Below are 25,066 nucleotides of genomic sequence, written 5' to 3'. Positions count from 1 at the left end.
CTAACGCCGTCCCCCCGGCACCGCGCCTCCCCGTCCGGGCGACATCCGCGTCGCGGACCCCGGCCGGACGGGTCCGAGTGCTAGGATCGCGCTCGGAGCAGGCCGGTACGGCTGCTGGTCACCGGTGGTGACAGGCGGAATGCCCCGACCGACGCCGAGCGTCCGGGTCGGGTGCGGGGTCCGACCGTTTCTACTGTTGGCCAGACGTGCCACCGCCTCCGTCGCGTTGTCGCACGTGCATGTCGCCATGCCGTCTACGCCGCCCGCTCCGGTACACATCGATGCCCACACGGGGCCTCGATGCAAAACAAAGAGGAGTAGCCCCCACATGGAGGGTCCAGAGATCAAGTTCGGCGAAGCCGTCCTCGACAACGGCAAGTTCGGCAAGCGCACCATCCGATTCGAGACCGGTCGTCTCGCCCAGCAGGCTCAGGGAGCCGTCGCTGCCTACCTCGACGAAGACACCATGCTCCTGTCGGCCACGAGCGCCAGCAAGAAGCCGAAGGACAACTTCGACTTCTTCCCGCTCACCATCGACGTCGAAGAGCGTTCGTACGCCGCGGGCAAGATCCCCGGCTCGTTCTTCCGCCGCGAGGGTCGCCCCTCGACCGAGGCCATCCTGGTCTGCCGGCTCATCGACCGGCCGCTGCGTCCCTCGTTCGTCGAGGGTCTGCGCAACGAGGTCCAGGTCGTCATCACGGTGCTGAGCATCGCTCCCGACGAGTTCTACGACGCCCTCGCGATCAACGCGGCCAGCGCCTCCACCCAGATTTCGGGTCTGCCGTTCTCCGGCCCCATCGCCGGTGTGCGTCTCGCCCTGATCGGTGATCAGTGGGTCGCCTTCCCCAAGGCCAGCCAGCTCGCGGACGCCGTCTTCGACCTGACCGTCGCGGGCCGTGTCGTCACCGACGCCGCCGGCAACGAGGACGTCGCGATCATGATGGTCGAGGCCGAGGCCACCGAGCACGCCTGGGGTCTCATCCAGGGCGGCGCCACGAAGCCCGACGAGGCGATCGTGGCCCAGGGCCTCGAGGCCGCCAAGCCCTTCCTCAAGCAGCTCGTCGACGCCCAGGCGACGATGGCCGCCCAGGCCGCGAAGGAGATCGCCGACTACCCGGTGTTCCTCCCCTACACCGACGAGGTGCTCGAGGCCGTCACGGCCGCCGCCGGCACCGAGCTCGCCGAGGTCTACAAGATCGCCGGCAAGATCGAGCGCCAGGACGCCGACGACGCCCTCAAGTCGCGTGTCAAGGACGCGATCGCCGCCAAGGTCGACGCGGGCGAGCTGCCCGACACGGCCCTCGGCCAGGTCGGTGCCGCCTACAAGTCGGCCACGAAGAAGGTCGTCCGCGACCGCATCCTCACCGAGCAGATCCGCATGGACGGCCGCGGCCTCGCCGACATCCGTCCGCTCGACGCCGAGGTGCAGGTCATCCCGCGCGTCCACGGCTCCGCCATCTTCCAGCGCGGCGAGACCCAGATCATGGGCGTCACCACGCTGAACATGCTCAAGATGGAGCAGCAGATCGACTCGCTGAGCCCGGTCACCAAGAAGCGCTACCTGCACCACTACAACTTCCCGCCCTACTCGACCGGTGAGACCGGCCGCGTCGGGTCGCCGAAGCGTCGCGAGATCGGGCACGGCTTCCTCGCCGAGCGCGCCCTCGTGCCGGTGCTGCCCAGCCGCGAAGAGTTCCCCTACGCGATCCGTCAGGTGTCCGAGGCCCTCGGCTCCAACGGTTCGACGTCGATGGGTTCGGTCTGCGCGTCGACCCTGTCGCTGCTCAACGCCGGTGTGCCCCTCAAGGCCCCGGTCGCCGGCATCGCCATGGGACTCGTCTCCGACACCGTCGACGGTCAGACCCGCTACGCGGCCCTGACCGACATCCTCGGTGCCGAAGACGCTCTGGGCGACATGGACTTCAAGGTCGCCGGCACGAGCGAGTTCGTCACGGCGATCCAGCTCGACACCAAGCTCGACGGTCTGCCGACCGCCGTGCTCGACGCCGCCCTCAAGCAGGCGAAGGAGGCGCGCACCGCCATCCTCGGCGTGCTCAACTCGGCGATCGACGCCCCCGACGAGATGGCCCCGACCGCGCCCCGCGTGATCTCGGTCCAGATCCCGCAGGACAAGATCGGCGAGCTGATCGGCCCCAAGGGCAAGACGATCAACGCCATCCAGGACGAGACCGGCGCCGACATCAGCATCGAAGAAGACGGAACCGTCTACATCGGTGCCGTCGACGGTCCCTCGGCCGAGGCCGCTCGCGCCCAGGTCAACGCGATCGCCAACCCGACCAACCCCGAGATCGGTGAGCAGTTCCTCGGCACGGTCGTCAAGATCGCGTCCTTCGGTGCGTTCGTCTCGCTCCTCCCCGGCAAGGACGGCCTGCTGCACATCAGCGAGGTCCGCAAGCTCGCCGGCGGCAAGCGCGTCGAGAACGTCGAGGACGTCCTCGGCGTCGGCCAGAAGATCCTCGTCGAGATCACGAAGATCGACGACCGCGGCAAGCTCTCGCTCGCCCCGGTCGTGGCGGAAGACGCCGACACCGACTCGAGCGGAGCGACCGAGCAGTCGACCGACGAGTCCGTCGACGCGTAGTCACCGCACCACGAAGGGCCCGCCCCGACCTCGGTCGGGGCGGGCCCTTCGCCGTCCCGGCGGGGCTCCCTGGTCGCTGCCGGAGCAGGAGGCGCGTCCCCCGGATCGGGGCGGCGACACGGCGTAACGATTGGGTGCGGCGGCGGCGGAAACCGGGCGCGTGGCCGTATTCTTGATCGTGGAGGGCGAACCATACCCCATGCGATCGCACAGAGTCGCATCGGGAGTTCGCGACGAGGAAGGAACGGCGTGACCGAGACGACGGCCGAGCTCGCCCGTTCTGCCACGTCCGACTTCGCCGCCGCGGCCGCCATCGCGGCCGCCGCCGCCCGGGCCTCCGCCGCCCAGCCCACCGTTCCCGTCGATCTCGGCATCATCCAGCCGCGCCGCCGTCTGGGCCTCTCCGACCTCAAGGTCTTCCCCCTGGCCCTCGGCGGCAACGTGTTCGGATGGACGGCCGACCAGGCCGAGACGACCTCCGTGCTCGACGCCTACTTCGATCTCGGCGGCAACTTCGTCGACACGGCCGACTCCTACGCCGGGGGTCGCAGCGAGATCATGATCGGATCGTGGATGCGCTCCCGTCGATCACGCGACGACATGGTCGTGTCCACCAAGGTGGGCAAGAGCGCCGACAACCCCGGTCTGACCCCCCGCGCGATCGAGCGGGCCGTCGACGCGTCCCTCGAGCGGCTCGGAACCGACCGCATCGACCTGCTCTACTTGCACGTGGACGACACCGAGGTGGCGTTCGAGCGCACCCTGCTGGCCGTCGACCACCTCATCCGGGTGGGCAAGGTCCGATGGTTCGGCGGTTCCCACCACTCGGGCAACCGCCTCTACGAGGCCCGCATCGCGGCGGGGATGCTCGGAATCGCCCCGATGGTGGCCCTGCAGAACCAGTACAACCTCCTCGACCGGTCCGAGTACGAGAAGGGCCTGGCGCACGTCGCCGCGCAGCAGCGACTCGCCGTCATGCCGCGCTTCGCCCTCGCCAGTGGGTTCCTCACGGGCAAGTACCGTTCGCGCTCCGACTTCGCCCACAGCCCCCGACGCCGGGCGCTCGCGAAGTACTTGTCCAAGAGGGGCCTCAAGGTGGTGCACGAGCTGGACCGCATCGCGTCCGTCCACGAGGTCTCGAGTGCCGCGATCGCGCTGGCCTGGTTGCTCGCCAAGCCGAACGTCGTGGCACCGGTGGCCAGTGCGACGAACGCCAAGCAGGTCTACGAACTCGCCCAGGCCGCGCGGGTGCAGCTCACACGCAACCAGGTCCTCGACCTCGACCGCGCCTCGGCCTGACCGCCAGGCGACGTGGTCGGCCCGTACCTGGGGGCACCCGACGCCGACGTCCGCGGGGACGGCACCACGGTGACGCGTTGCGGGGACGGCGCCCATGGTGACGTCGACGTGCTGCGTCCTCGGCCGGTGACCTAGGCGGCGACGAGGAGCCGCTCCGCCGTGCGGCGCAGGGAGGCCGCCGCGGCGATGGCGTCGCCGGCGTAGGCGCCCACCTGGGCGCCGTCGAGGGCGAGGACGAGATCGTCCGCTGCGTCGCCCGGCAGGGGGTGACCCGCGACCTTGAAGAGGGAGACCATCTCGGCCGTCAGCCACTCGCGGTGCTCGGCGATGGCGAGACGGACGGGGTGGGTCGGATCGCTGAACTCGGACGCCGCGTTGGCGAAGGCCGAGCCTCGGAACGACACGGTCTGGAGTCGGGCGCCGACCGCCTCGAGGTACGCCTCGAGGGTCGCGCGGCCCCCGTCGTGGGCCTCGACCAGGGCGGACAGCTCGGCCGCCTCGAGGTCGTGGCGACCGGCGAGGTACTCGAGCACGAGGGTGTCCTTCGCGCCGAAGTGCTTGTAGAACGTCGCCTTGGTCACCGACGACTCGGCGATGAGGCGGTCGACGCCGACGACGCGGACGCCTTCGTCGTAGAACAGGCGGTCGGCGGTCGTCAGGACGCGGGATCGGGCACCGGGGACGGGGGAGTCGGCGCGAGGGCGACCAGGGAGACGCTGGACGGCCGGTTGGGGGGAATCGACCGTCACAGCGTGGCTCCTTGGGACGTCTCGGCTAGAAGCCGCGTGGGGGACGCGCGCTCCGGACCTTCTGACGACGTCCGACCAGCCGCCGACGACGACCATCAGGGGGGATGGGGTCGTCGTCGGTGGTCTGACTCTAACACCGATGAGGACAAACAGAGTTGTCTGTTTGTCCTCAGAATCGTCCCCCAGTTCGGGTGCCAGCCGTCCCGTGGGGCTCACGGACTACCGCAGGGAGGGTCGCCTAGGCTCGACATGATGAACGGCCCTGTCTCCTTCCCGCTCGACGAGGTCGAGATCTCCTTCCGCGCCACGGGCGACGCGCTGGTGAGGCGCACCGTGCTGCCTTCGGGCGTCCGGGTGCTCAGCGAGCGCATGCCCGGGGCGCGCAGCACGACCATCGGCCTCTGGGTCGCGGTCGGGTCCCGTGACGAGTCGGACGCCGAACGGGGGTCGACTCACTTCCTCGAGCACCTCCTCTTCAAGGGCACCCCGACCCGTTCCGCCCTCGACATCGCGGTGTCGTTCGAGTCGGTGGGTGGCGAGCACAACGCCGCGACGGCCAAGGAGTACACCTGCTACTACGCCCGGGTGCGCGACGTCGACCTCGACGACGCGATCGACGTGCTCACCGACATGGTGACCTCGTCGACCCTCGACCCGGCCGAATTCGAGACCGAACGAGGGGTGATCCTCGAAGAACTCGCCATGGCGGAGGACGATCCCGCCGACATGGCCGGTGAGCGGCTCTTCGAGTCGGTCTTCGGCGACCACCCGCTCGGTCGTCCGATCGGGGGTTCGCCCGAGAGCATCCGTGCTGCGGCCCGCGACGACGTGGACCGGCACTACCGAGCGAACTACCGTCCGCAGGATCTCGTCGTGTCCATCGCCGGGGCGGTCGACCACGACCGAGCACTCGAACGGTTGACGGCGGCGCTCGACCGGGCCGGGTGGCCCACCGAGGCGGCGTCGCCCGTGCCCCGTCGCGACGACGCGCCCGTCGGGCTCGTCGCGGGTGAACCGCTCCAGGTGATCCGGCGTCCCCTCGAGCAGGCCACCGTCCTGCTGGGGCTGCCGGGCATCTCCGTCGGGGACGACCGTCGACCCGCCCTGGCCGTGCTGAACTCGGTGCTCGGCGGGGGCATGTCGTCTCGACTGTTCCAAGAGATCCGTGAGCGCCGTGGACTCGCCTACTCGGTCTACTCGTTCGCCCCGAGCTACTCCGACGCCGGTCTCTTCGGGCTCTACGCCGGGTGCACGCCCGCCAACGCGGGTGAGGTCGCCCGGCTCATGCTCGGCGAGCTCGAAGGCCTCGCCACCGACGGCATCACCGACGACGAGCGCCGACGAGCCCTCGGCCAACTCGGAGGGGCGGCGGCCCTCGCCCTCGAGGACAGCGACACCCGGATGAACCGCCTCGGTCGAGCCGAGATCTCGACGGGTGAGTTCGTCGACCTCGACACCTCCCTCGCCCGGGTCGAGGCCGTGACGTCCGACGACGTCCGGACGTTGGCGGACCGCCTCCTCTCCGGCCCCTTGTCGACCGTGCTGGTGGGCGAGGTCGACGAGACGTCCTTCCCGATCCCGACGACGACGTCGGGAGCGACCCCTCGATGAACCAGGAGACGACGGTGTCCCATTACCTCTACCTCGTCCGGCACGGCGAACAGCAGGACGCCGAGCACGGACTGCCCGACGGTCCACTGAGCGAACGGGGCAAACGCCAGGTGCGCCTCCTCGCCGAGCGCCTCGGGGGAGTCCCCTTCGACGCAGCGTGGCACTCCCCGCTCGAGCGTGCCGAAGAGACGGCCGCGATCATGACCGAGCGCATGCCGGCACTCGAGTCACAGCCGTCGACCCTCCTCTTCGACTGCGTGCCGTCCGGTCCGACGGCCGACATGCCGTCGTCCTACAAGCCGTTCTTCGGCGGGGTCACGGACGAGCAGATCGAGGCCGGGCAGGCCCAGATGTCCGACGCGGTCGCCGAGTGGCTCACCCCGGCCCGAGAGGATCGCCACGATCTCCTCATCACGCACAACTTCGTGATCGGGTGGTTCGTCCGCGAGGTGTTCGGAGCACCCGACTGGCGGTGGATGGGCGTCAATCAGGCCAACGCCGGGTTGACGATCATCCGGGTGCGATCGGCGAAGCCGCCGGAGCTCGTGACGCACAACGACCTCGGGCACCTGCCCGTCGAGCTGCGCACCGGCCTTCCGGTCGAACAGCCCTTCTGACCTCTTCGTCCGCCGGTGCCACCCCCCTCAGGCGGTCCCGCGCGGGTCCTCTGCCCGGACGGCCTTGCCGTACCACGTCGTGGCGTTCGGGTTCGCGTTGTAGGGCTCGATCGTCGCGTATCCCGCGCTGCGGTAGAGCCCTCCGGCAGCCGCCAGGCTGTCGTTCGTGTCGAGCACGATCTCGTCGGCCCCGAATGCGGACGCCCGACGTTCGAGTTCGTCCAGCAAGGCCCGACCGAGACCCAGTCCCCGGCCCGCGGGACGCACGTAGAGGTGCTTGACCTCGTACCGCACGGCCCCCGAGGCCGAGGGGGCGATGAGTCGGATGCCGCCGCACGCGATCGGCTCGGAGGCCCGACCCGCGTCCGGGTCGGCCGCTTCTCCCTCGACGACGACGAACACGCCGCCCGGCGGCACGAAGGCCGTGGCGTCGGGCAGGGTCGTCGTGTACGTGCCCTGTGCCGAGGGGAAGGTGCTCTCGCGCTCGGTGAAGTACTCGGTCAGGAGGGCGGCGGCATCGGGGGAGGAGACGCTCGTCTCGCGGAACCTGGGCATGCCGTCCATGCTAGGTCGCGGCGCGGCCCGGTCCGTCGTGGTGCCCCCGGTAAGTTGGACGGCATGACTTCGCGCATCGCCGTGGTGGGAGCCACCGGCACCCTCGGTTCGTTCATCGTCGACCTCGTCGAGCGCACCCCGGGGCTCGAGCTCCACGCCGGTCTCTCGTCCCGCGACGATCTCGACGACGTCCTCGGGGCCGACCTCGTCGTCGACGTCACGCACCCTGCCGTCAGTCCGGGGATCGTCGAGCACGTCGTCCGCGCGGGCATCCCGGTGCTCGTCGGAACCTCGGGCTACAACGCCGAACGCCTGGCCCGTCTCTCGACGGTCGTCTCCGACGCGGACGGCCCCGGCGTCCTGGTGGTGCCGAACTTCTCGATCGGTTCGGTGCTCGCGACGCGGTTCGCCACCCTCGCGGCGCGCTTCTACGAATCCGTCGAGATCGTCGAGGCGCACCATCAGGGCAAGGTCGACTCGCCGTCGGGCACGGCCGTGCGCACGGCGGAACTCATCGCCGAGGCTCGTCGGGACCTCGGCCCGGTGTCGGCCCCGCACGCGGACCAACGGGCCAGGGGTCAGCAGGTGGCGAGTGTGCCGGTGCACAGCATGCGCCTCCGCGGCGTCGTCGCGAGGCAGGAGGTCGTCTTCGGCGGTGACGGCGAGACCCTCACGCTCACGCACGACACGCTCTCGCAGCGCGCGTACGAGAAGGGGCTCCTCGTCGCCATCGAGGCCACTCCGGGCGTGACCGGGGTCGTCGTGGGGCTCGACGCCGTCCTGCCCCTCGAATCGTGAAGGGGCGTGCGGCCGCGCTCCTGATGGCGCTGCTCCTGCTCCTCTACGTCGTGCTGGTCGGTCAGCGGGCCGTCCTCTTTTTGTCGACGGGCGAACCGGTCGCCATCGCGCTCGGCGTCGCCCTGCTCGTCCTCCCCCTCCTGGGACTGTTCGCCCTGGTGGTCGAGCTGCGCTTCGGTCTGCGTACGCAGCAGATCGTCGGGCAACTCGCGGCCGAGGGCGGATTGCCGGTCGACGACCTGCCACGGCGTACCTCCGGTCGGTACGAGCGCGAGGCGGCCGACGCGGCGTTCCCCGCCTACAAGACGGCCGTCGAGGCGGCACCCGACGACTGGCGCGCGTGGTTCCGCCTGGGCCTGGCCTACGACGCCTGCGGTGACCGCCGACGAGCTCGTCAGGCCCTGCGCTGGGCCATCAAGCTCCGGCGCGAGACGGCCGGCTGAACCCGCCCACCCGAGTCGTGCGCGTGCTCAGAGCGCGTCGACGAACGCGGTCAGCGCGTCCTCGACCGTGCGGTGCCTGAAGGTGAAGCCGTCCCGCTCGAGCACCTCGGGCACGACCTGCTGGCTCGGCAGCAGCATCTCCCGCCCGGCCTCCTGCATGGCGGTCGAGATGACGGCCTCGGGAACGCCCAGCAGGTAGGGACGGTGCAGGTCGGCCGCCAGGGTGCGCGTCACGAGGTCGCTCGTCGCCGGCGTGGGGCCGACCAGGTTCACGGGTCCCGAGACGGACGACGTGAGGAGGTGCACGATCGCGGCGGCCTCGTCGTGCAGGCTGATCCAGGGCCAGAACTGGTCGCCGGTGCCGAGTCGCGAGCCGAGCCCCAGCTTGGTGAGCGGCAGCAGGGGCTTGAGCGCGCCTCCTCCGGGGCCGATGACGATGCCGGTCCGCAGCATCACGACGCGCGTGGTTTCGGGGGCCTTCCGGGCGGCGGCCTCCCAGGCGACGACGACGTCGCTCAGGAACCCCTCACCCCGGCCGCTCGACTCGGTGAGTCGTTCGCCGGGCCGATCGCCGTAGACGCCGACGGCCGAGCCGCTGAGGAACGTCGCGGGCGCCGTCGACGCCGCCGCCATGCCGTCGACGAGCGTCGACGTCGCGGCCAGACGGGACTCGAGGATCTCGCGCTTGTACCCGGCCGTCCAGGGCAGACGACCCAAGGAGGCGCCGGCCAGGTTCACGACGGCGTCCGCGCGGGCGATCAGGTCGTGGTCGACGATGCCGGCGCTGGGCACCCAGGTGTACTCGTCGTCGGCCCGGGGTTCGCGACGCACCAGCGAGAGCGGACGGTGGCCTGCCTCGCGCAGCTGGCGGGTGAGTTCGGTGCCGATCATGCCGCTGGCGCCGGAGATCAGGACGGTGAGTGCGTCGGTCATGGGGACACCGTATTCCGGCCCGCTGGGGGAGCGTCCGCCGGTGGCGCGGGCGCTTCCCGTCGGGAGCGCCCTGCGAGGTAGAGTCGACGCCGTGCCCGAGACCGAAGCCACCCCCGCCGTGCCCTCCGACAAGACCCCCGAGTTCCGTTCAGACGTCACCGTCGAGCTGGTCCGCTCGAGTGCCCACGACTCCGACGTGCTCTTCGCGGCCCGGGTCTCCACCATGGGCGAGCTGACACTCGACGGCGCGCAGGCGTCGGCCGACGGGGCGCAGGCGACCAAGGGTGCCGGCCTGATCAACTACCTGATGCGCGACCGCCACGGCTCGCCGTTCGAGCACAACTCGATGACCTTCTACGTGCAGGCGCCGATCTTCGTCTTCCGCGAGTTCATGCGTCACCGCATGGCCAGCTACAACGAAGAGAGCGGTCGTTACCGCGAGCTCAACCCGGTCTTCTACGTCCCCGCTCCCACGCGCAACCTGCAGCAGGTCGGCAAGCCCGGCGCCTACGACTTCCTGCCCGGCACACCCGAGCAGTCCGCGCTGGTCGACGAGGCCACCCGCGCCGCGTCGGTGCAGGCGTTCGAGGCCTACCAGCGCATGCTCGACGCCGGCATCGCCCGCGAGGTCGCGCGGATCGTGTTGCCGTTGAACATCTACTCGTCGATGTACGTGACCGTGAACGCACGGTCCCTGATGAACTTCCTGAGCCTCCGGACGAAGCGCGAGGGCACCCACTTCCCGTCGTTCCCGCAGCGCGAGATCGAGATGTGCGCCGAGAAGATGGAAGACCTCTGGGCCGAGCTCATGCCCCTCACCTACGCGGCGTTCGGGGCGAACGGGCGCGTCGCCCCCTGACGGCCGTCCTCGCCGACGGGACCGGCGCCTCCTGACCGGGGCGTCGGACGCCTCACGAGGAGGTCGGGCCCGACGCGAGCCAGTACGCTGGAGGGCGTGTCGAACATCAGCAACCCCTTCGGTCAGGTCCTCGTCGCCCTCGTGACGCCGTTCACCGCTGACGGCGAGGTCGATTGGCCTGCTGTCGAGAAGCACATCGACGACTGCATCAGCGCCGGGGCCGACGGCATCGTCGTCACGGGCACGACGGGCGAGACCAGCACGCTGACCGACCCCGAGAAGCTCCGACTCGTCGAGGTGGGCAAGTCGGTCGCCGCAGGCCGGGCCAAGATCATCACGGGTGGCGGGTCGAACGAGACGGCGCACGCCATCCAGCTCTACAAGGCCAGCGAGAAGGCCGGCGCCGACGGCGTCATGATCGTCACGCCTTACTACAACAAACCCACGCAGGCCGGTGTGCTCACGCACTTCCGCATGATCGCCGACGCGACCGACCTGCCGGTCATCCTGTACGACATCCCGGGCCGCACCGGCATCCCGATCAAGTACGAGACCCTGCTCCGGGCCGCCAAGCACCCGAACATCGTCGCCGTGAAGGACGCCAAGGGCGACTTCGCCGAAGTCAGTCGGGTCCTCAACCAGACCGACCTCCTCTACTTCTCGGGCGACGACGCCAACGTGCTGCCCCACCTCGCCATCGGCGCCTCGGGCCTCATCGGCGTCACCGCGAACATCGCCGCGGCGCCGTACCGCACCATCGTCGACGCCGTGAACGCCGGCGACCTGCACACCGCGACCGAGGCGCACCAGATGCTCGAGCCGCTCGTGCGCGCCGTCATGACGCACGTGCCGGGCACCGTCGCGGCGAAGTACATCCTGCACGGCCTCGGTCGCATCTCGAGCCCCCGCGTGCGCCTCCCCCTGGTCGGCCCGGAAGACAGCGAGGCCGCCCTGATCGAGGACGAGCTGTCGCACGTGGGCTCGATCCCCGGCCTCGACCTCAGCCGCTTCCGGCCCGACCGCAACGCGGCGGCCGGCGGTGCGCTGCCCAAGGTGCACGGCACCACGCGCTGACCTCCTGAGCCCCGCCGACGACGACGTCGGCCGCAGACCTCCCGCACAGAGGGGCACGAGCCCCACGCCAACCGAAGGAACAGATGCCCACGACAATCCACGCCCCCCGAGAACTCGCCAAGGGCACGCTCCGCGTGATCCCGGTCGGCGGGCTCGGCGAGATCGGCCGCAACATGACGGTCTACGAGATCGACGGCAAGCTGCTCATCGTCGACTGCGGAGTGCTCTTCCCCGAAGAGCACCAGCCCGGCGTCGACCTGATCCTGCCCGACTTCTCGCCCATCCGTGATCGCCTCGACGACATCCTCGCCGTCGTGCTGACGCACGGCCACGAGGACCACATCGGCGCCGTGCCCTACCTCCTGCGTCTCCGCAAGGACATCCCGCTGATCGGTTCGCAGCTGACGCTCGCGCTGATCGAGGCGAAGCTCAAAGAGCACCGCATCACGCCATACACCCTGGCCGTCAAAGAGGGTGGGCGCGAGTCGCTCGGGCCGTACGACCTCGAGTTCATCGCGGTCAACCACTCGATCCCGGACGCTCTCGCCGTCGCCATCCGCACGTCGGCCGGCACCGTGCTGCACACCGGCGACTTCAAGATGGACCAACTGCCGCTCGACGACCGCATCACCGACCTCCGGGCGTTCGCCCGCCTCGGTGAAGAGGGCGTGGACCTCTTCCTGCCCGACTCGACGAACGCCGACGTGCCCGGGTTCACCGCGCTCGAGCGGGACATCGGGCCCGTGCTCGACGACGTGATCCGCCGGGCTCCGCGTCGCGTGGTCGTCGCGAGCTTCTCCAGCCACGTGCACCGCGTCCAGCAGGTGCTCGACGCGGCTCACGCCAACGGTCGCCGCGTGGCCTTCATGGGCCGCTCGATGGTCCGCAACATGGGCATCGCGGCCGACCTGGGGTACCTCAAGGTACCGGACGGCGTCCTGATCGACGCCAAGAAGGCCAAAGACCTTCCCGACGACCGCATCGTCTACATGAGCACCGGGTCACAGGGCGAGCCGATGGCCGTCCTCGCCCGCATGGCGAACCTCGAGCACCAGATCGAGATCGGCGCGGACGACACGATCATCCTCGCGTCGAGCCTGATCCCCGGCAACGAGAACGCGGTCTACCGCGTCATCGACGGCCTCACCAAACTCGGGGCCAAGGTCGTCCACAAGGGCAACGCCAAGGTCCACGTCTCGGGGCACGCCTCCGCCGGCGAGCTGTTGTACTGCTACAACATCCTGCGGCCGAAGAACGTCATGCCCGTCCACGGCGAGCACCGGCACCTGTACGCGAACGCGGCGTTGGCGGTCCGGACCGGCGTGCCGCAGAAGAACACCATCCTCGGCGAGGACGGCATCGTCGTCGACCTGCGCGACGGAGTCGCCGAGGTCGTCGGCCAGCTCGACATCGGTTACGTCTACGTCGACGGCTCGACCGTCGGCGAGATCACCGACGCCGATCTGAAGGACCGCCGCATCCTGAGCGAAGAGGGCTTCATCTCGGTCTTCATCGCGATGGACGCGTCCACGGGCCGTGTCGTGGTCGGACCCGAGATCCAGTCGCGTGGCTTCGCAGAAGACGAGCGGGTCTTCGACGACGTCAAGCCCAAGATCATCGCGGCCCTCACCGAGGCGGCGGAGAACGGCACGCGTGACACGCATGCCTTCAGCCAGGTCGTGCGGCGCACGGTCGGTCGCTGGGTGAACACGCAGCACCGTCGTCGTCCGATGATCGTGCCGGTGGTCATCAGCGCCTGACGCGCAGGCACACGACGACGGCCCACGGGAGACCCCGTGGGCCGTCGTCGTACCCCGGGCGCGAGGCCGGCACTCTGATGGTCCTCGAGGAGGGCATCGCGGGCCCGCAGTCATCCTCGGGGGTGAGGCGGCGACACCCGGCGCGTCGATACGGTGACGTCTGACACGTCAGTACATCGACCGGGGGTAGCCGTGCGCATCGCCAAAGTCTGGGTCTTCCCGATCCTGCGCATCCTGATCTTCGTCGCCATCGCGGCGGCACTCGTCAAGCTCGCGTTCTTCGCGGCGCCGGCCGTCGGCGACGACACCGTCGCCGTGCCGACCGGCGAGCTCGTCGAACCACAGGTCGCCGTGGCCGTCGGCACCATCACGAACGACGTGGTGGTGGACGCGAGCGTCGTCGCCGACCCCGCGACTCCCGTGCCCGCGACGCTGGCGGGCACGGTCACCGGCGTCGACGTCGTCAAGGGACAGGCGGTCGCTGCGGGGGACCGACTCGCGACGCTCCGGTCCGAGACGCCGCAGGAGCCCCTGGTGGCCGCCGACGGCACCGTGACCGAGCGCAAGCCGATCGTCAAGACGGCCGTCATCACGGCACCCGTGGCCGGGACGATCTCGGCCGTCGCGGTGATCAAGGACCAGACGGTCGTCGTGGGTGACGCGGTCGCGCAGGTCGCGCCTCCCACCTTCCACGTGACGGGGTCGCTCGCCGCGGACCAGCTGTACCGTCTCGTCAGCCGCCCGACCGAGGGTTCCGTCGCGATCACCGGGGGACCGGCACCGTTCCCGTGCACGGCGCTCACCGTCGGGGGGAGCACCTCGTCGTCCACCGGGCCGGACGACGGCGGCGACGCCGGGGCGCCGACGGGGGACTCGTCGGGCCAGAGCGTCTCCTGCGTCGTGCCGGGCGACGTCACCGTGTTCAGCGGACTCGCCGCCAGGCTGACCATCCCTGCCGGTGTCGCCACCGACGTCCTGACCGTGCCCCTCACGGCCGTGGAGGGCGCGGCGGGCAAGGGCGTCGTCTCGGTCGTCGGAGCGGACGGTTCCACCGAGGAGCGCGACATCACGCTCGGCATCAACGACGGCACGATCGTCGAGGTCACGGGTGGCCTCGCCGAGGGCGACCAGGTGCTCGAGTTCGTCCCGGGTGCCGCCGCCGCACCACAGGGCGACTGCGTCGACCCGGCCACGGGCGCGGACCTCTGCGGCTGATGGCGCTGATCAGGCTGGAGGCGGTCACCAAGACGGTGCCCCTCTCCGACGACCGGACGCTGGACATCCTCACGGGCGTCGACCTCGAGGTCGACGCCGGCGAGCACGTGAGCATCGTGGGTCGTTCGGGGTCGGGCAAGTCCACGCTGCTCAACATCCTCGGGCTCATCGACGAGCCCACCACGGGGACGCACTGGTTCGACGACGTCGACGTACGCTCGATCCGGCGCGGTCGGCGCGACCGGCTGAGGGGTGCCCAGGTCGGGTTCATCTTCCAGCAGTTCAACCTGCTCCAGGGGCGCTCGGCCCTCGAGAACGTCATGACCCCCCTGCTCTACTCGTCGGGTTCCGAGTTCTGGCGTCGCCGGTCCATCGCGGGCGACATGCTCGAGCGCGTGGGTCTCGGTCACCGGGCCGACTCCATGCCCCATCGCCTGTCGGGTGGCGAACAACAGCGCGTCGCGATCGCCCGGTCGCTCGTGCGGCGGCCGCGCGTCATCCTCGCCGACGAACCCACCGGTGCCCTCGACGTCGAGACGGGCGCCGGGGTGATGACGCTGCTGGACGGCATCGCGACCGAGAACGAGGCCGCCCTGGTCACCATCACCCACGACCTGGCCGTCGCCGCCCGGGCCTCGAGGCACTACCAGCTCGACACCGGTGTCCTCTCGGCGTCGGTCGACGGAGCTCTCGGAACACCGACGCCTACGTCGTCGTCTGCCGCGTCGACGTCGTCCTTGCGTGACGAGGTCGACGCGTGAAGCGTGTGGTGGCCGACGTGGTGGGGGCTTTCGCCGAGGCCTGGGCCGAACTGCGCGTCAACAAGCTCCGCGTGCTGCTCAGCCTGATCGGGGTCGCAGTCGCCGTCGCGGCCCTGACCGGCGTGGTCGCCCTCGGCGGGCTCGCCGAGCAGTCCTCCCGCGAGAACGCGGAGCGGTTCGGTGGCCGTCCCGCGAACTACTACGTCAACGCCTACTCCAACGGTGCCACGTCGCCGAGCACCGAGGCGATCGCGGACGCCTTCGCCACGACGACGGCACGCTACGGGATCGAGCAGACCAGCCGCGTCGTGTACGGCAATCGAGCCGTCCAGCTGCCGGACGGGGTGACCGAGGTCGGGGCCGTCACGGTCGACGTCCCCTACGGCGAGATGCACCGGGTCGTCATGACGGAGGGGTCGTGGTTCACCGACGGGGACGCGTCACGTCTCGCGCCGCCCGTCATCGTCAACGAGGTGCTCTGGCGGCAGCTCGGCTCCCCACCGTTGTCGTCGCATCCGACCCTGCTGGTCCGAGGGGCGGACTCGGCGACGCTCGTCGTCACCGGAGTCTCGGCCGCGACCGAGTACGACGGTCCGCAGATGTACCTTCTGCCGATCACCGACCACGACCTCGCGCTGGCGAGCTACGGCGCCGAGACCCCGCAGTACGAGATGTGGCTGCCGCCCGAGACCAGCGATGCCCTGAGCGCTCAGGTGGCGTCCGACATGGGGGCCAGCCTCGGCGACGACGTGCAGGTCGACGTGTCCCGACAGGACTACGCCGCAGGCGGCGACGCCGACCCCTTCGGTCCCATCAAGCTGATCATCACCGGGGTCGGTGTGCTGGTGTTGTTGCTGGGCGGTCTCGGACTCGTCAACATCGCGCTCGTGACCGTCCGTCAGCGCATCCGCGAGATCGGCGTGCGCCGGTCCTTCGGGGCCACGGCTCCTCGGGTCTTCTTCTCGGTCATGCTCGAGAGCGTCGTCGGCACGGTCGTCGCGGGAGCCGTCGGCGTGGTGGTGGCCGTCCTGGTCGTCGAGAACCCGACGGTCCAGGGCTTCATCGCGCAGGGCGCCGTCAGCGATCTCCCGCCGTTCCCGGTCGAGGCGGCCCTGATCGGTCTGGCGTCGGCCACAGCGATCGGAGCGGTGGCCGGTCTCCTGCCTGCTCTCGTGGCGATCCGCGTCAAGGTGATCGACGCCATCCGCTACTGACACACACCGGAGCACCTCCGGCCGCTGTCGGTGCCGAGAGGTACCTTGGAGCCCATGGCCACGCCCACCAAGTCGACCGCGCGCGCTCGCTCGTCGTCGCGAGCGTCGCAGACCTCCGGCGTCACGAAGGCGACCAAGAAGCTGCCCGCGTCCCGTCAGCCCGACCCGGTCCCGGACGGCCCAGGGCCGTTCGTGACGGCGTGGATGGGGCTCGCGCACCTGACCGGGGGCGCGTTCCGGCTCCTGGGCAAAGAGTCCCTGGCGAAAGACGAGCGGCGAGACGGCGTGCCGTTCCTACTCGTGCTGCTCGCGATCGCCGGGGCCGTCGTCGAGTGGCTCAACCCGACCAGCCCCCTCGCGGTCGGCTTCGACGCCTACACCTTCGGCGGGCTCGTGGGGCGGGTGGCCTACGCCCTGCCGGTCATCATGATCCTCTTCGCGGGCTGGCTCTTCCGGCACCCGGCGTCCGTCCACGACAACACCCGCATCGGCATCGGACTGGGCCTGTCCATCGTCTCGATCAGCGCTCTGTGCCACATATTCGGAGGTCAACCCGAGGCCGCCGCCGGGCTCCGGGCCCTCGCCACCGGTGGCGGCGTGCTGGGTTGGGTCGTGGCGTCCTGGCTCGTCGCTCTCGCCACCGAGTGGGTCGCGGTCCCTCTCGTCGTGATCCTCCTGGCGTTCTCGCTGCTCATCATCACCAAGACGCCGCCGAACCGCATCCACCGCCGTCTGGGCGAGCTCTACTCCTACCTCTTCGGCGAGACGACCTCGGCTGCGGACGGGGCCGACGCCGATCCCGACCTCGTCGACCTGGCCGAGTCCGAGTCGTTGCCCTGGTGGCGGCGGAACAAGGACCAGCGCGAGGACGACCCTGCATACGACACCCCACTCGTGAAGGCGGACGAGTCGTCCGCCACCGAGACGTCCGGACGACGTCGACGGAAGAAGCCCGTCTTCGAGCCGAGCGTGGACGACGCGGGCAACGCCGCCGCGGCGGGTGCGGCAGGCTCCGCCGCGCCGACGACGGCTCCGACCGACGTCTTCTCCGCCGACCTCCTCGGCGACCTCGATCGGGCAGAGGACGCCGTCCGTGCCCAGGGGTTCGACGTCCCGTCCGTTCAGCCCACCGCGTCGACCACGGTGCTCCCGGTCGTCCCGGCCGAGCCCGTCGGCGAGAGCGACGCAGCGGCCGACTTCCTGGCGGTCGACCCCGACGAGGCGGCACCGCCCTCTCTCGACGAGGTCGACGACGGTGCCGAGAGCGCCCCGTATCGCCTCCCCGCCGCCTCGAGCCTGTCGGTCGGCGAGCCCGCGAAGGCCCGCAGCGAGGCGAACGACGCGATCGTGGCCGCCATCAGCCAGGTGCTCGACCAGTTCAACGTCGACGCCAAGGTGACCGGCCTCAAGCGCGGTCCGACCGTCACGCGGTACGAGATCGAACTCGGTCCCGGCGTCAAGGTCGAGCGGGTCACCGCCCTGACCAAGAACCTCGCCTACGCGGTGGCCTCCAACGAGGTCCGCATCCTGTCGCCGATCCCCGGCAAGAGTGCGATCGGCGTCGAGATCCCCAACACCGACAAAGAGATCGTCGCGCTCGGCGACGTCCTGCGGTCCTCAGCGGCGAGCAAGAGCGTCCACCCGCTCACGATCGGCGTCGGCAAGGACGTCGAGGGCGGCTACGTCGTGGCCAACCTGGCCAAGATGCCGCACCTGCTCGTGGCCGGCGCCACCGGGTCGGGCAAGTCCAGCTTCATCAACTCGATGATCACCTCGTTGTTGATGCGCGCCAAGCCGACCGACGTCCGCATGGTGCTGATCGACCCCAAGCGGGTCGAGCTCTCGATCTACGCCGGCGTGCCGCACCTGATCACGCCCATCATCACGAACCCCAAGAAGGCCGCCGAGGCCTTGCAATGGGTCGTCAAAGAGATGGACATGAGGTACGACGACCTCGCCAGCTTCGGCTTCCGGCACATCGACGACTTCAACCGCGCCGTCGTCGGTGGCGAGATCGTCCTCCCCGTCGGCAGTCAGCGCAAGCTCAAGCCGTACCCCTACCTCCTCGTGGTCGTCGACGAGTTGGCCGACCTCATGATGGTGGCTCCGCGCGACGTCGAGGACAGCATCGTCCGCATCACCCAGCTGGCCCGTGCGTCCGGAATCCACCTCGTTCTCGCGACGCAACGCCCCTCGGTCGACGTCGTGACCGGACTCATCAAGGCGAACGTCCCCTCGCGCTTCGCGTTCGCCGTCTCGAGCGTCACCGACTCGCGGGTGATCCTCGACCAGCCCGGGGCCGACAAGCTCATCGGTCAGGGCGACGGGCTGTTCCTCCCCATGGGTGCTTCCAAGGCCATGCGCGTCCAGGGCGCCTGGGTGCAAGAGAACGAGATCGCCCAGGTCGTGGCCCACGTCACCCGCCAGGCGCGACCCGACTACCGCCCCGACGTCGCCGCGGTGGTCGAGAAGCGCGAGATCGACGGTGACATCGGCGACGACCTCGAGTTGCTCCTCGCGGCTGCCGAGCTCGTGGTCAGCACGCAGTTCGGTTCGACGTCGATGCTCCAGCGCAAGCTGCGCGTCGGGTTCGCCAAGGCCGGCCGCCTGATGGACCTCATGGAGTCGCGAGACATCGTCGGTCCGTCCGAAGGGTCGAAGGCTCGCGACGTGCTCGTCACCACCGAGCAGCTCCCGGGCGTGCTCGCGAAGCTGCGCGGGGGCGACGCGGCCTCCGACGCCGGCGCCGGCCGCGCCTCTTCCGGGTCCTCTTCCGCCGCGCGCGCCGACGCCGGTGACTACGACGGCGATCCGGTCGAGGCCATGACCCGTGGGTACGCCGAGGACGACGACGCCGGCAGCGAAGACGCCTGGCACCTGACCGGCAGGGAGTAGACCATGAGCCACGACGACGCCTCCCGCCCGACGGCACCACGCTCGGCCTTCTCGTTCCGAGGGCGGGTGGCCTCGAGAGGGCCCGGGCCCGCCAGCACCGGCAACATCGCGAACGTGATCACCGTCGTGCGCATACTCATGGCGCCGCTGTTCATCGCCTGGTTGCTGATCGACGACGGGGCCGACGGCTCACTCCGCGTCTGGGCCGCTGCCCTGTTCGTCGTCGCGATCCTCACCGACAGCCTCGACGGCATGCTGGCCCGTGGCCTCGACCTCGTGACCGACTTCGGCAAGATCGTCGATCCGATCGCCGACAAGGTGTTGATCGGTGGCGCACTCGTCTCGCTCACCATCCTCGGTGAGCTGCCGTGGTGTGTCACCGCCCTCATCCTCGTCCGCGAGGTCGGCATCACCGTCTACCGCTTCGCCGTCCTGCGGGACCGGGTGATCCCGGCCTCCCGCGGCGGCAAGGTCAAGACCGTGCTGCAAGCCGTCGCGGTGACGCTGGCGCTCTTCCCCCTCTGGAACGTCGTCGGAGAAGGCATGCACTGGGTCAACGGCGTGCTCATGACGGCGGCCACGGTCGCCACCCTCGTCTCCGGGGCGGACTACCTGCGTGTGGCGATGAAGCACGGACGAACCTCCGCATGACCGTGGCTGCCGACCTCGTGGCCGAGTTGACGAGCAGGGGGCTGACGGTCGCCGTCGCCGAGTCCCTCACCGGCGGTGCCCTGGTCGCCGAACTCGTGTCCGTGCCCGGAGCCTCGGCCGTCGTCCTGGGCGGGGTGGTCGCCTACCAGACAGAGCTCAAGCACACGCTCCTCGGGGTCGATCCAGGACTGCTCGCGCGACACGGACCCGTGCATCCCGACGTCGCCGCGTCCATGGCCGTCGGGGTTCGGGATCGGTTGGCCGCAGGCGGTCACCCGGCCGACATCGGTCTCGCGACCACCGGCGTCGCCGGTCCCGACCCCCAGGGCGGTCACGCACCCGGAACGGTCTTCGTCGGTCTGGCGGTGCCCGGTGACGTCCGCGTCGCCGAGCTCTCGCTCGCGGGCGACCGGCAGGCCATCCGAAACGCCACCGTCTCCGAATCCCTCGCAGCACTCGATCGATGGCTGGTCGAGACGAGGGAATAGCCGGCGTTTCGGTCTCGTTACATCTCTCGAGTTCACAACAGGTGCACAGTCCCCGATGGCTACAGTCGTGGTCAGTCGGTCCGAGCACCACCCGCCGTCCCCCATCTGCAACCATCCCGGCAGATGGGTCGTCCCCGAAGGAGGGTCCCATGGTCCTGGTACGTCAAGAAATCGGCGACGTCCTTCGCGACTTCCGCCTGCAGAAGGGTCGCACGCTCCGTCAGGTCGCGAGCAAGGCCAGCGTCGCCCTCGGCTACCTCAGCGAGGTCGAGCGGGGTCAGAAAGAAGCGAGTTCCGAGATCCTCGCGTCCGTCGCGGACGCCCTCGAGACGCCCATCTCGGTCATCATGCGCGAGGTCGGTGACCGCATGGCCGTCATCGAGGGGCTGAACCCGATCCCCGACACGCTTCCGGACGACCTCGTCGCCGAGTTCGACTCCGACCTCGCGGTCCGCTGACCGTCCTTCGTCGCCACGAACGCCCCCGGCTCCCGCCGGGGGCGTTCGTCGTCCGGGGTACCCTCGTCTGATGCGCAAGAGCGAGTTCGCCCGGGCCGTCGAGGACGAGTTCGGAGAAGCCTACGGTCGGGTGGTCACCCGGGATCTCGTGATCCAGTCGCTCGGTGACAGGACCGCCGACCAGGCGATCGCGCAAGGCGAGTCACCCCGCGACGTGTGGCTCGCCCTCTGCGACGCCGAGGGCGTCCCCGTGGGCCGTCGCCACGGTGTGGGGTTGCCCGAACCGACGGACTGAGGCGCAGCCCGGTCGGGCGTGTGTTCGACACGCCGAGGCCGATGGGTCGAACACCTGTTCGGACGGGTGGTAGCGTCCTCCACAAGGACGTGGACGAGCGAGTTCTACACGTCGGGCCCCCACCGCCACTGCGATGTCGGAGGTGGCCCGTAGCGTTTCTCGCATCGACGTCCCGCGTCACCGGCACTTGCCGGCGACACCAGCCTTGTCGTAGCGACGACGACCTTGCACCACCGGTCGGCGTCGACGCGACAGCCTACAGGCGCACGGACGACCACCACGAAGGAGAACGACATGCCCTCAGTTGAAAACCGCGAGAAAGCACTCGAGACGGCTCTCGCCCAGATCGACCGCCAGTTCGGCAAGGGCGCCGTCATGCGCCTCGGCAGCGACGAGCGTGCTCCCGTGGCGGTGATCCCCACCGGCTCGATCGCCCTCGACGTCGCTCTCGGCATCGGTGGCATCCCTCGTGGCCGCATCGTCGAGATCTACGGTCCCGAGTCGTCCGGTAAGACGACCCTGACCCTGCACGCCATCGCGAATGCCCAACGCAACGGCGGCATCGCTGCGTTCATCGACGCCGAGCACGCTCTCGACCCCGAGTACGCCAAGAAGCTCGGCGTCGACATCGACGCGCTGCTGGTCTCGCAGCCCGACACGGGTGAGCAGGCTCTCGAGATCGCCGACATGCTCGTCCGTTCGGGGTCGATCGACCTCGTCGTCATCGACTCGGTCGCCGCGCTCGTGCCGCGTGCCGAGATCGAGGGTGAGATGGGCGACTCGCACGTCGGTCTGCAGGCTCGACTCATGTCACAGGCATTGCGCAAGTTGACCGGTGGGCTCAGCCAGACCGGCACCACGATGATCTTCATCAACCAGCTGCGCGAGAAGATCGGTGTCTTCTTCGGCAGCCCCGAGACGACGGCCGGCGGAAAGGCGCTCAAGTTCTACGCGTCCGTGCGTCTCGACATCCGCCGCATCGAGACGTTGAAGGACGGTACCGACGCGGTCGGCAACCGCACCCGCGTCAAGGTCGTCAAGAACAAGATGGCTCCGCCCTTCAAGCAGGCCGAGTTCGACATCCTCTACGGTGTGGGCATCTCGCGCGAGGGCAGCCTCATCGACTTCGGTGTCGAGCACGGCATCGTCCGCAAGTCGGGTGCCTGGTACACGTACGAAGGCGACCAGCTCGGTCAGGGCAAAGAGAACTCGCGCAACTTCCTCATCAAGAACGCCGCCATCGCTCAAGAGATCGAGCAGAAGATCCTCGCCAAGCTCGGAGTCGGTGGTGCCAAGCCCGTCGAAGCGCCCGTCGAGTCGATCGAGGCCAAGATCGCCGCTCGCAAGGGCGCATGACCACGCGCGACGACGACGCCACGGGGGCGGGTCCCGCTGTCGACGGCGTCGACAGCGGGCGGCTCGCGCCGGTCACGCCCCTCTTCGGTGTTGCGACCGGATCGTCGACGTCCGGCGAGAGGGTCGCTCCAGCGGCTTCGGACGCTCCGTCCCACGATTCCGAAGCCGTCCTGACGGCCATCAGCGCCCACTGGGTCGGCGACGCGTCCCCGCTGGCCTCGGAGGCCGACCACCCGTCCGCGCGAGGTTCTCGAGCGGGCGCGGCCGGTCGGCCCAAGGCCACCGGGTTCGACGATCAGCCCGACGACGGGCCGGAGGACCTCGAAGCGCAGAAGCGACGGGCGGAGAACGTCAGCCTGCACGCCCTCTCGCGCCGTGGTGTGTCTTCTCACGAGATGGAGAAGCTGCTTCTCTCGCGTGACCTCGATGAATCGGTCGTCGCCGACGAGATCGCTCGGCTCGAGCGGGTGGGCCTGCTCGACGACAGCGAACTGGCCGCGACCCTGGTCCGGTCGAAGCAAGAGCGCAAGGGGCTGGGCCGCGGGGCCGTCACGTCCGAACTACGCGCCCGTGGAATCGATCCGTCGATCATCGACGAGGCGCTGTCCGACACGGACGACGACGAAGAGCAAGAACGTGCCGACGAATGGGCTCGCAAACGGGCCGGTTCGTTGCGCGGGCTCGACCGCGAGACGGCGGAGCGTCGTCTCAACGGGTACCTGATGCGCCGCGGGTACCGCTCCGAGGTCGTGCGTCGTGCCATCGAGAAGGCCCTGCCTCGGGGTGGCAGCGGTCGGGGCGGCGTCCGCTTCGAGTGATCCGCTCGGGGGTGGCGGCGATCTACACTGAGTCACCATGACGACGGTCGCCACCACCAGCATCCCCTCGCCCGTCGACGGCCCGGCCCGCACGTACGAGGTCCGTACCTTCGGGTGCCAGATGAACGTGCACGATTCGGAGCGGTTGAGTGGTTCACTCGAGGCGGCCGGCTACGTGGCCGCCGACGGAGCCGAGGCCGACATCGTCGTCATCAACACCTGCGCAGTACGCGAGAACGCCGACAAGAAGCTCTACGGGACCCTGGGGACCCTCGCCGGCCTGAAGAAGAAGCACGAAGGCATGCAGATCGCCGTCGGCGGGTGCCTGGCCCAGAAAGACAAGGACGTCATCCTCGACAGGGCGCCGTGGGTCGACGTCGTCTTCGGTACGCACAACATGGGTGCCCTGCCCACGCTGCTCGAACGCGCGCGGCACAACGACGAGGCCCAGCTCGAGATCCTCGAAGCGCTCGACGTCTTCCCTTCGACCTTGCCGACCAAGCGCGAGTCCACGCACAGCGGCTGGGTCTCGATCTCGGTCGGCTGCAACAACACCTGCACCTTCTGCATCGTCCCTTCGCTCCGAGGCAAGGAGAAGGACCGCCGCCCCGGCGACATCCTCGCCGAGGTCGGGGCGCTCGTCGACGACGGGGCCGTCGAGGTGACGCTGCTCGGGCAGAACGTGAACTCGTACGGTGTCGAGTTCGGCGATCGACTCGCCTTCGGCAAGTTGCTGCGGGCCGTCGGCGCGATCCCCGGGCTCGAGCGGGTGCGCTTCACCAGCCCGCACCCGGCGTCCTTCACCGACGACGTCATCGCCGCCATGGCCGAGACGCCCGCTGTGATGCCCCAGTTGCACATGCCCCTGCAATCGGGGTCCGACCGGGTGTTGCGGGCCATGCGACGCAGCTACCGCAGCGAGAAGTTCCTCGGCATCATCGATCGTGTGCGCGCGGCCATGCCCGACGCCGCGATCAGCACCGACATCATCGTCGGGTTCCCCGGCGAGACCGAGGACGACTTCGCCGAGACCCTCCGGGTCGTCGAGCGATCCCGGTTCGCCTCGGCGTTCACGTTCCAGTACTCGGTGCGCCCCGGGACGCCCGCGGGCGAGATGGCCGACCAGATCCCGAAGGCCGTCGTCCAAGAACGGTTCGAGCGGTTGACGGCGGTTCAGGATCGCATCTCCGCCGAAGAGAACCGTCGCCAGGTCGGGCGTCCCGTCGAGGTCCTCGTGGCCACCGGCGAGGGGCGGAAGGACGCCTCCACCCACCGTCTCTCGGGTCGCGCCGAAGACAGCCGTCTCGTCCACTTCGAGGTGCCGACGGGTGCTGCCGTTCCGCGACCCGGCGACGTCGTCAGCGTGAGGATCACCGACGCCGCGCCGTTCTACCTGCTCGCCGATGCGGTCGAGGGGCCCGAATCCCTCTACGAGGTCCGTCGCACGCGGGCGGGCGATGCCTGGGACGCCGCGCAGGCCGCCTCGTGCGGGGTGCCGTCCGGGGGTGACGCGACCCGCCCCTCCTCGGCTCGGCCGGCGAGGGTGAGCCTCGGTCTGCCCACGCTGCGGGTGGCGACGACGCCGATCTACAGCACGACCGACGACCTCCGCTGA

Annotated in this window: 23 protein-coding genes; 20 read left to right on the top strand and 3 right to left on the bottom strand. The window is 69.8% G+C overall.

The features are described 5' to 3' along the window. The first annotated feature begins 328 nt into the window (after nt 1–328). Together HQQ78_RS08145 and HQQ78_RS08140 are read left to right on the top strand one after the other, a co-directional pair. Entirely contained in the window at nt 329–2,602 is a 2,274-nt protein-coding gene (locus tag HQQ78_RS08145; RefSeq protein ID WP_173152356.1) for a polyribonucleotide nucleotidyltransferase, read from the top strand. A gap of 249 nt (nt 2,603–2,851) precedes the next feature. Next, the gene (locus tag HQQ78_RS08140) at nt 2,852–3,901 is read left to right on the top strand and encodes an aldo/keto reductase (RefSeq protein ID WP_173152353.1); all 1,050 of its coding nucleotides are present in this window, start codon (nt 2,852–2,854) and stop codon (nt 3,899–3,901) included. Between the two features lie 131 nt (nt 3,902–4,032). Here HQQ78_RS08140 and HQQ78_RS08135 read toward each other — a convergent pair whose 3' ends face one another. Then, nucleotides 4,033–4,650: a TetR/AcrR family transcriptional regulator gene (locus HQQ78_RS08135; protein ID WP_056048127.1), complete on the bottom strand. Its 618-nt coding sequence runs from the start codon at nt 4,648–4,650 to the stop codon at nt 4,033–4,035. 252 nt (nt 4,651–4,902) lie between these two features. Between HQQ78_RS08135 and HQQ78_RS08130 the strand changes: the two genes are divergently transcribed. Then, nucleotides 4,903–6,261 carry a pitrilysin family protein gene (locus HQQ78_RS08130; protein ID WP_173154709.1) on the top strand — a complete coding sequence of 453 codons (1,359 nt, stop codon included), beginning with the start codon at nt 4,903–4,905 and terminating at the stop codon, nt 6,259–6,261. Between the two features lie 14 nt (nt 6,262–6,275). Beyond that, nucleotides 6,276–6,878 (top strand): histidine phosphatase family protein, encoded by a 603-nt coding sequence (locus HQQ78_RS08125; protein ID WP_056049062.1) that lies wholly within the window; start codon nt 6,276–6,278, stop codon nt 6,876–6,878. Nucleotides 6,879–6,905: 27 nt separating this feature from the next. On the opposite strand, the gene HQQ78_RS08120 is transcribed toward HQQ78_RS08125, so the two are convergent. Then, entirely contained in the window at nt 6,906–7,433 is a 528-nt protein-coding gene (locus tag HQQ78_RS08120) for a GNAT family N-acetyltransferase (protein WP_173152350.1), read from the bottom strand. A gap of 63 nt (nt 7,434–7,496) precedes the next feature. Between HQQ78_RS08120 and dapB the strand changes: the two genes are divergently transcribed. Together dapB and HQQ78_RS08110 are read left to right on the top strand one after the other, a co-directional pair. Continuing rightward, a complete protein-coding gene (gene dapB, locus HQQ78_RS08115) occupies nt 7,497–8,231 on the top strand; it encodes a 4-hydroxy-tetrahydrodipicolinate reductase (protein WP_056048121.1) in 735 nt (244 codons plus the stop codon). 23 nt (nt 8,232–8,254) lie between these two features. Continuing rightward, entirely contained in the window at nt 8,255–8,674 is a 420-nt protein-coding gene (locus tag HQQ78_RS08110) for a tetratricopeptide repeat protein (protein ID WP_123571887.1), read from the top strand. Nucleotides 8,675–8,701: 27 nt separating this feature from the next. On the opposite strand, the gene HQQ78_RS08105 is transcribed toward HQQ78_RS08110, so the two are convergent. Further along, nucleotides 8,702–9,607, bottom strand: a complete 906-nt coding sequence (locus tag HQQ78_RS08105; protein WP_173152347.1) for a TIGR01777 family oxidoreductase — start codon at nt 9,605–9,607, stop codon at nt 8,702–8,704. A 91-nt stretch (nt 9,608–9,698) separates the two neighbouring features. On the opposite strand from HQQ78_RS08105, the gene thyX reads away from it, so the two are divergent. The 14 genes from thyX to miaB all read left to right on the top strand — a co-directional run bounded on the left by thyX (nt 9,699) and on the right by miaB (nt 25,066). Continuing rightward, on the top strand, nt 9,699–10,466 hold the full coding sequence (gene thyX, locus HQQ78_RS08100) for an FAD-dependent thymidylate synthase (RefSeq protein ID WP_277960301.1): 768 nt from the start codon (nt 9,699–9,701) through the stop codon (nt 10,464–10,466). Between the two features lie 96 nt (nt 10,467–10,562). After that, nucleotides 10,563–11,540, top strand: coding sequence for a 4-hydroxy-tetrahydrodipicolinate synthase (gene dapA / locus HQQ78_RS08095; protein ID WP_173152341.1), 978 nt, complete (start codon nt 10,563–10,565; stop codon nt 11,538–11,540). Between the two features lie 83 nt (nt 11,541–11,623). Continuing rightward, the gene (locus HQQ78_RS08090; RefSeq protein WP_043596674.1) at nt 11,624–13,300 is read left to right on the top strand and encodes a ribonuclease J; all 1,677 of its coding nucleotides are present in this window, start codon (nt 11,624–11,626) and stop codon (nt 13,298–13,300) included. 192 nt (nt 13,301–13,492) lie between these two features. After that, entirely contained in the window at nt 13,493–14,515 is a 1,023-nt protein-coding gene (locus HQQ78_RS08085) for a hypothetical protein (RefSeq protein WP_173152338.1), read from the top strand. Continuing rightward, complete coding sequence (locus tag HQQ78_RS08080) at nt 14,515–15,276, top strand: ABC transporter ATP-binding protein (RefSeq protein WP_173152335.1); 762 nt, start codon at nt 14,515–14,517, stop codon at nt 15,274–15,276. Before HQQ78_RS08085 ends, HQQ78_RS08080 begins: the two co-directional genes overlap by 1 nt. Continuing rightward, the gene (locus HQQ78_RS08075; protein ID WP_371740491.1) at nt 15,273–16,490 is read left to right on the top strand and encodes an ABC transporter permease; all 1,218 of its coding nucleotides are present in this window, start codon (nt 15,273–15,275) and stop codon (nt 16,488–16,490) included. Before HQQ78_RS08080 ends, HQQ78_RS08075 begins: the two co-directional genes overlap by 4 nt. 54 nt (nt 16,491–16,544) lie before the next feature. Further along, the gene (locus HQQ78_RS08070) at nt 16,545–19,385 is read left to right on the top strand and encodes a DNA translocase FtsK (RefSeq protein ID WP_173152332.1); all 2,841 of its coding nucleotides are present in this window, start codon (nt 16,545–16,547) and stop codon (nt 19,383–19,385) included. A 3-nt stretch (nt 19,386–19,388) separates the two neighbouring features. After that, on the top strand, nt 19,389–20,036 hold the full coding sequence (gene pgsA / locus HQQ78_RS08065; RefSeq protein ID WP_173152328.1) for a CDP-diacylglycerol--glycerol-3-phosphate 3-phosphatidyltransferase: 648 nt from the start codon (nt 19,389–19,391) through the stop codon (nt 20,034–20,036). Next, nucleotides 20,033–20,524: a CinA family protein gene (locus tag HQQ78_RS08060; protein ID WP_056048098.1), complete on the top strand. Its 492-nt coding sequence runs from the start codon at nt 20,033–20,035 to the stop codon at nt 20,522–20,524. The genes pgsA and HQQ78_RS08060 overlap by 4 nt, the downstream gene beginning before the upstream one ends. Before the next feature lie 149 nt (nt 20,525–20,673). Next, nucleotides 20,674–20,982 carry a helix-turn-helix domain-containing protein gene (locus HQQ78_RS08055; RefSeq protein WP_043596680.1) on the top strand — a complete coding sequence of 103 codons (309 nt, stop codon included), beginning with the start codon at nt 20,674–20,676 and terminating at the stop codon, nt 20,980–20,982. 70 nt (nt 20,983–21,052) lie between these two features. Beyond that, the gene (locus HQQ78_RS08050) at nt 21,053–21,277 is read left to right on the top strand and encodes a DUF3046 domain-containing protein (protein ID WP_159826807.1); all 225 of its coding nucleotides are present in this window, start codon (nt 21,053–21,055) and stop codon (nt 21,275–21,277) included. 294 nt (nt 21,278–21,571) lie between these two features. After that, a complete protein-coding gene (gene recA / locus HQQ78_RS08045; protein WP_056048091.1) occupies nt 21,572–22,633 on the top strand; it encodes a recombinase RecA in 1,062 nt (353 codons plus the stop codon). After that, a complete protein-coding gene (locus HQQ78_RS08040; RefSeq protein ID WP_173152325.1) occupies nt 22,630–23,451 on the top strand; it encodes a regulatory protein RecX in 822 nt (273 codons plus the stop codon). The genes recA and HQQ78_RS08040 overlap by 4 nt, the downstream gene beginning before the upstream one ends. 37 nt (nt 23,452–23,488) lie before the next feature. Continuing rightward, complete coding sequence (miaB, locus tag HQQ78_RS08035) at nt 23,489–25,066, top strand: tRNA (N6-isopentenyl adenosine(37)-C2)-methylthiotransferase MiaB (RefSeq protein ID WP_173152322.1); 1,578 nt, start codon at nt 23,489–23,491, stop codon at nt 25,064–25,066.

This window comes from Frigoribacterium sp. VKM Ac-2859, assembly GCF_013204925.1.
GTDB lineage: Bacteria > Actinomycetota > Actinomycetes > Actinomycetales > Microbacteriaceae > Frigoribacterium.
This window is presented reverse-complemented; position numbering and strand designations above follow the sequence as displayed.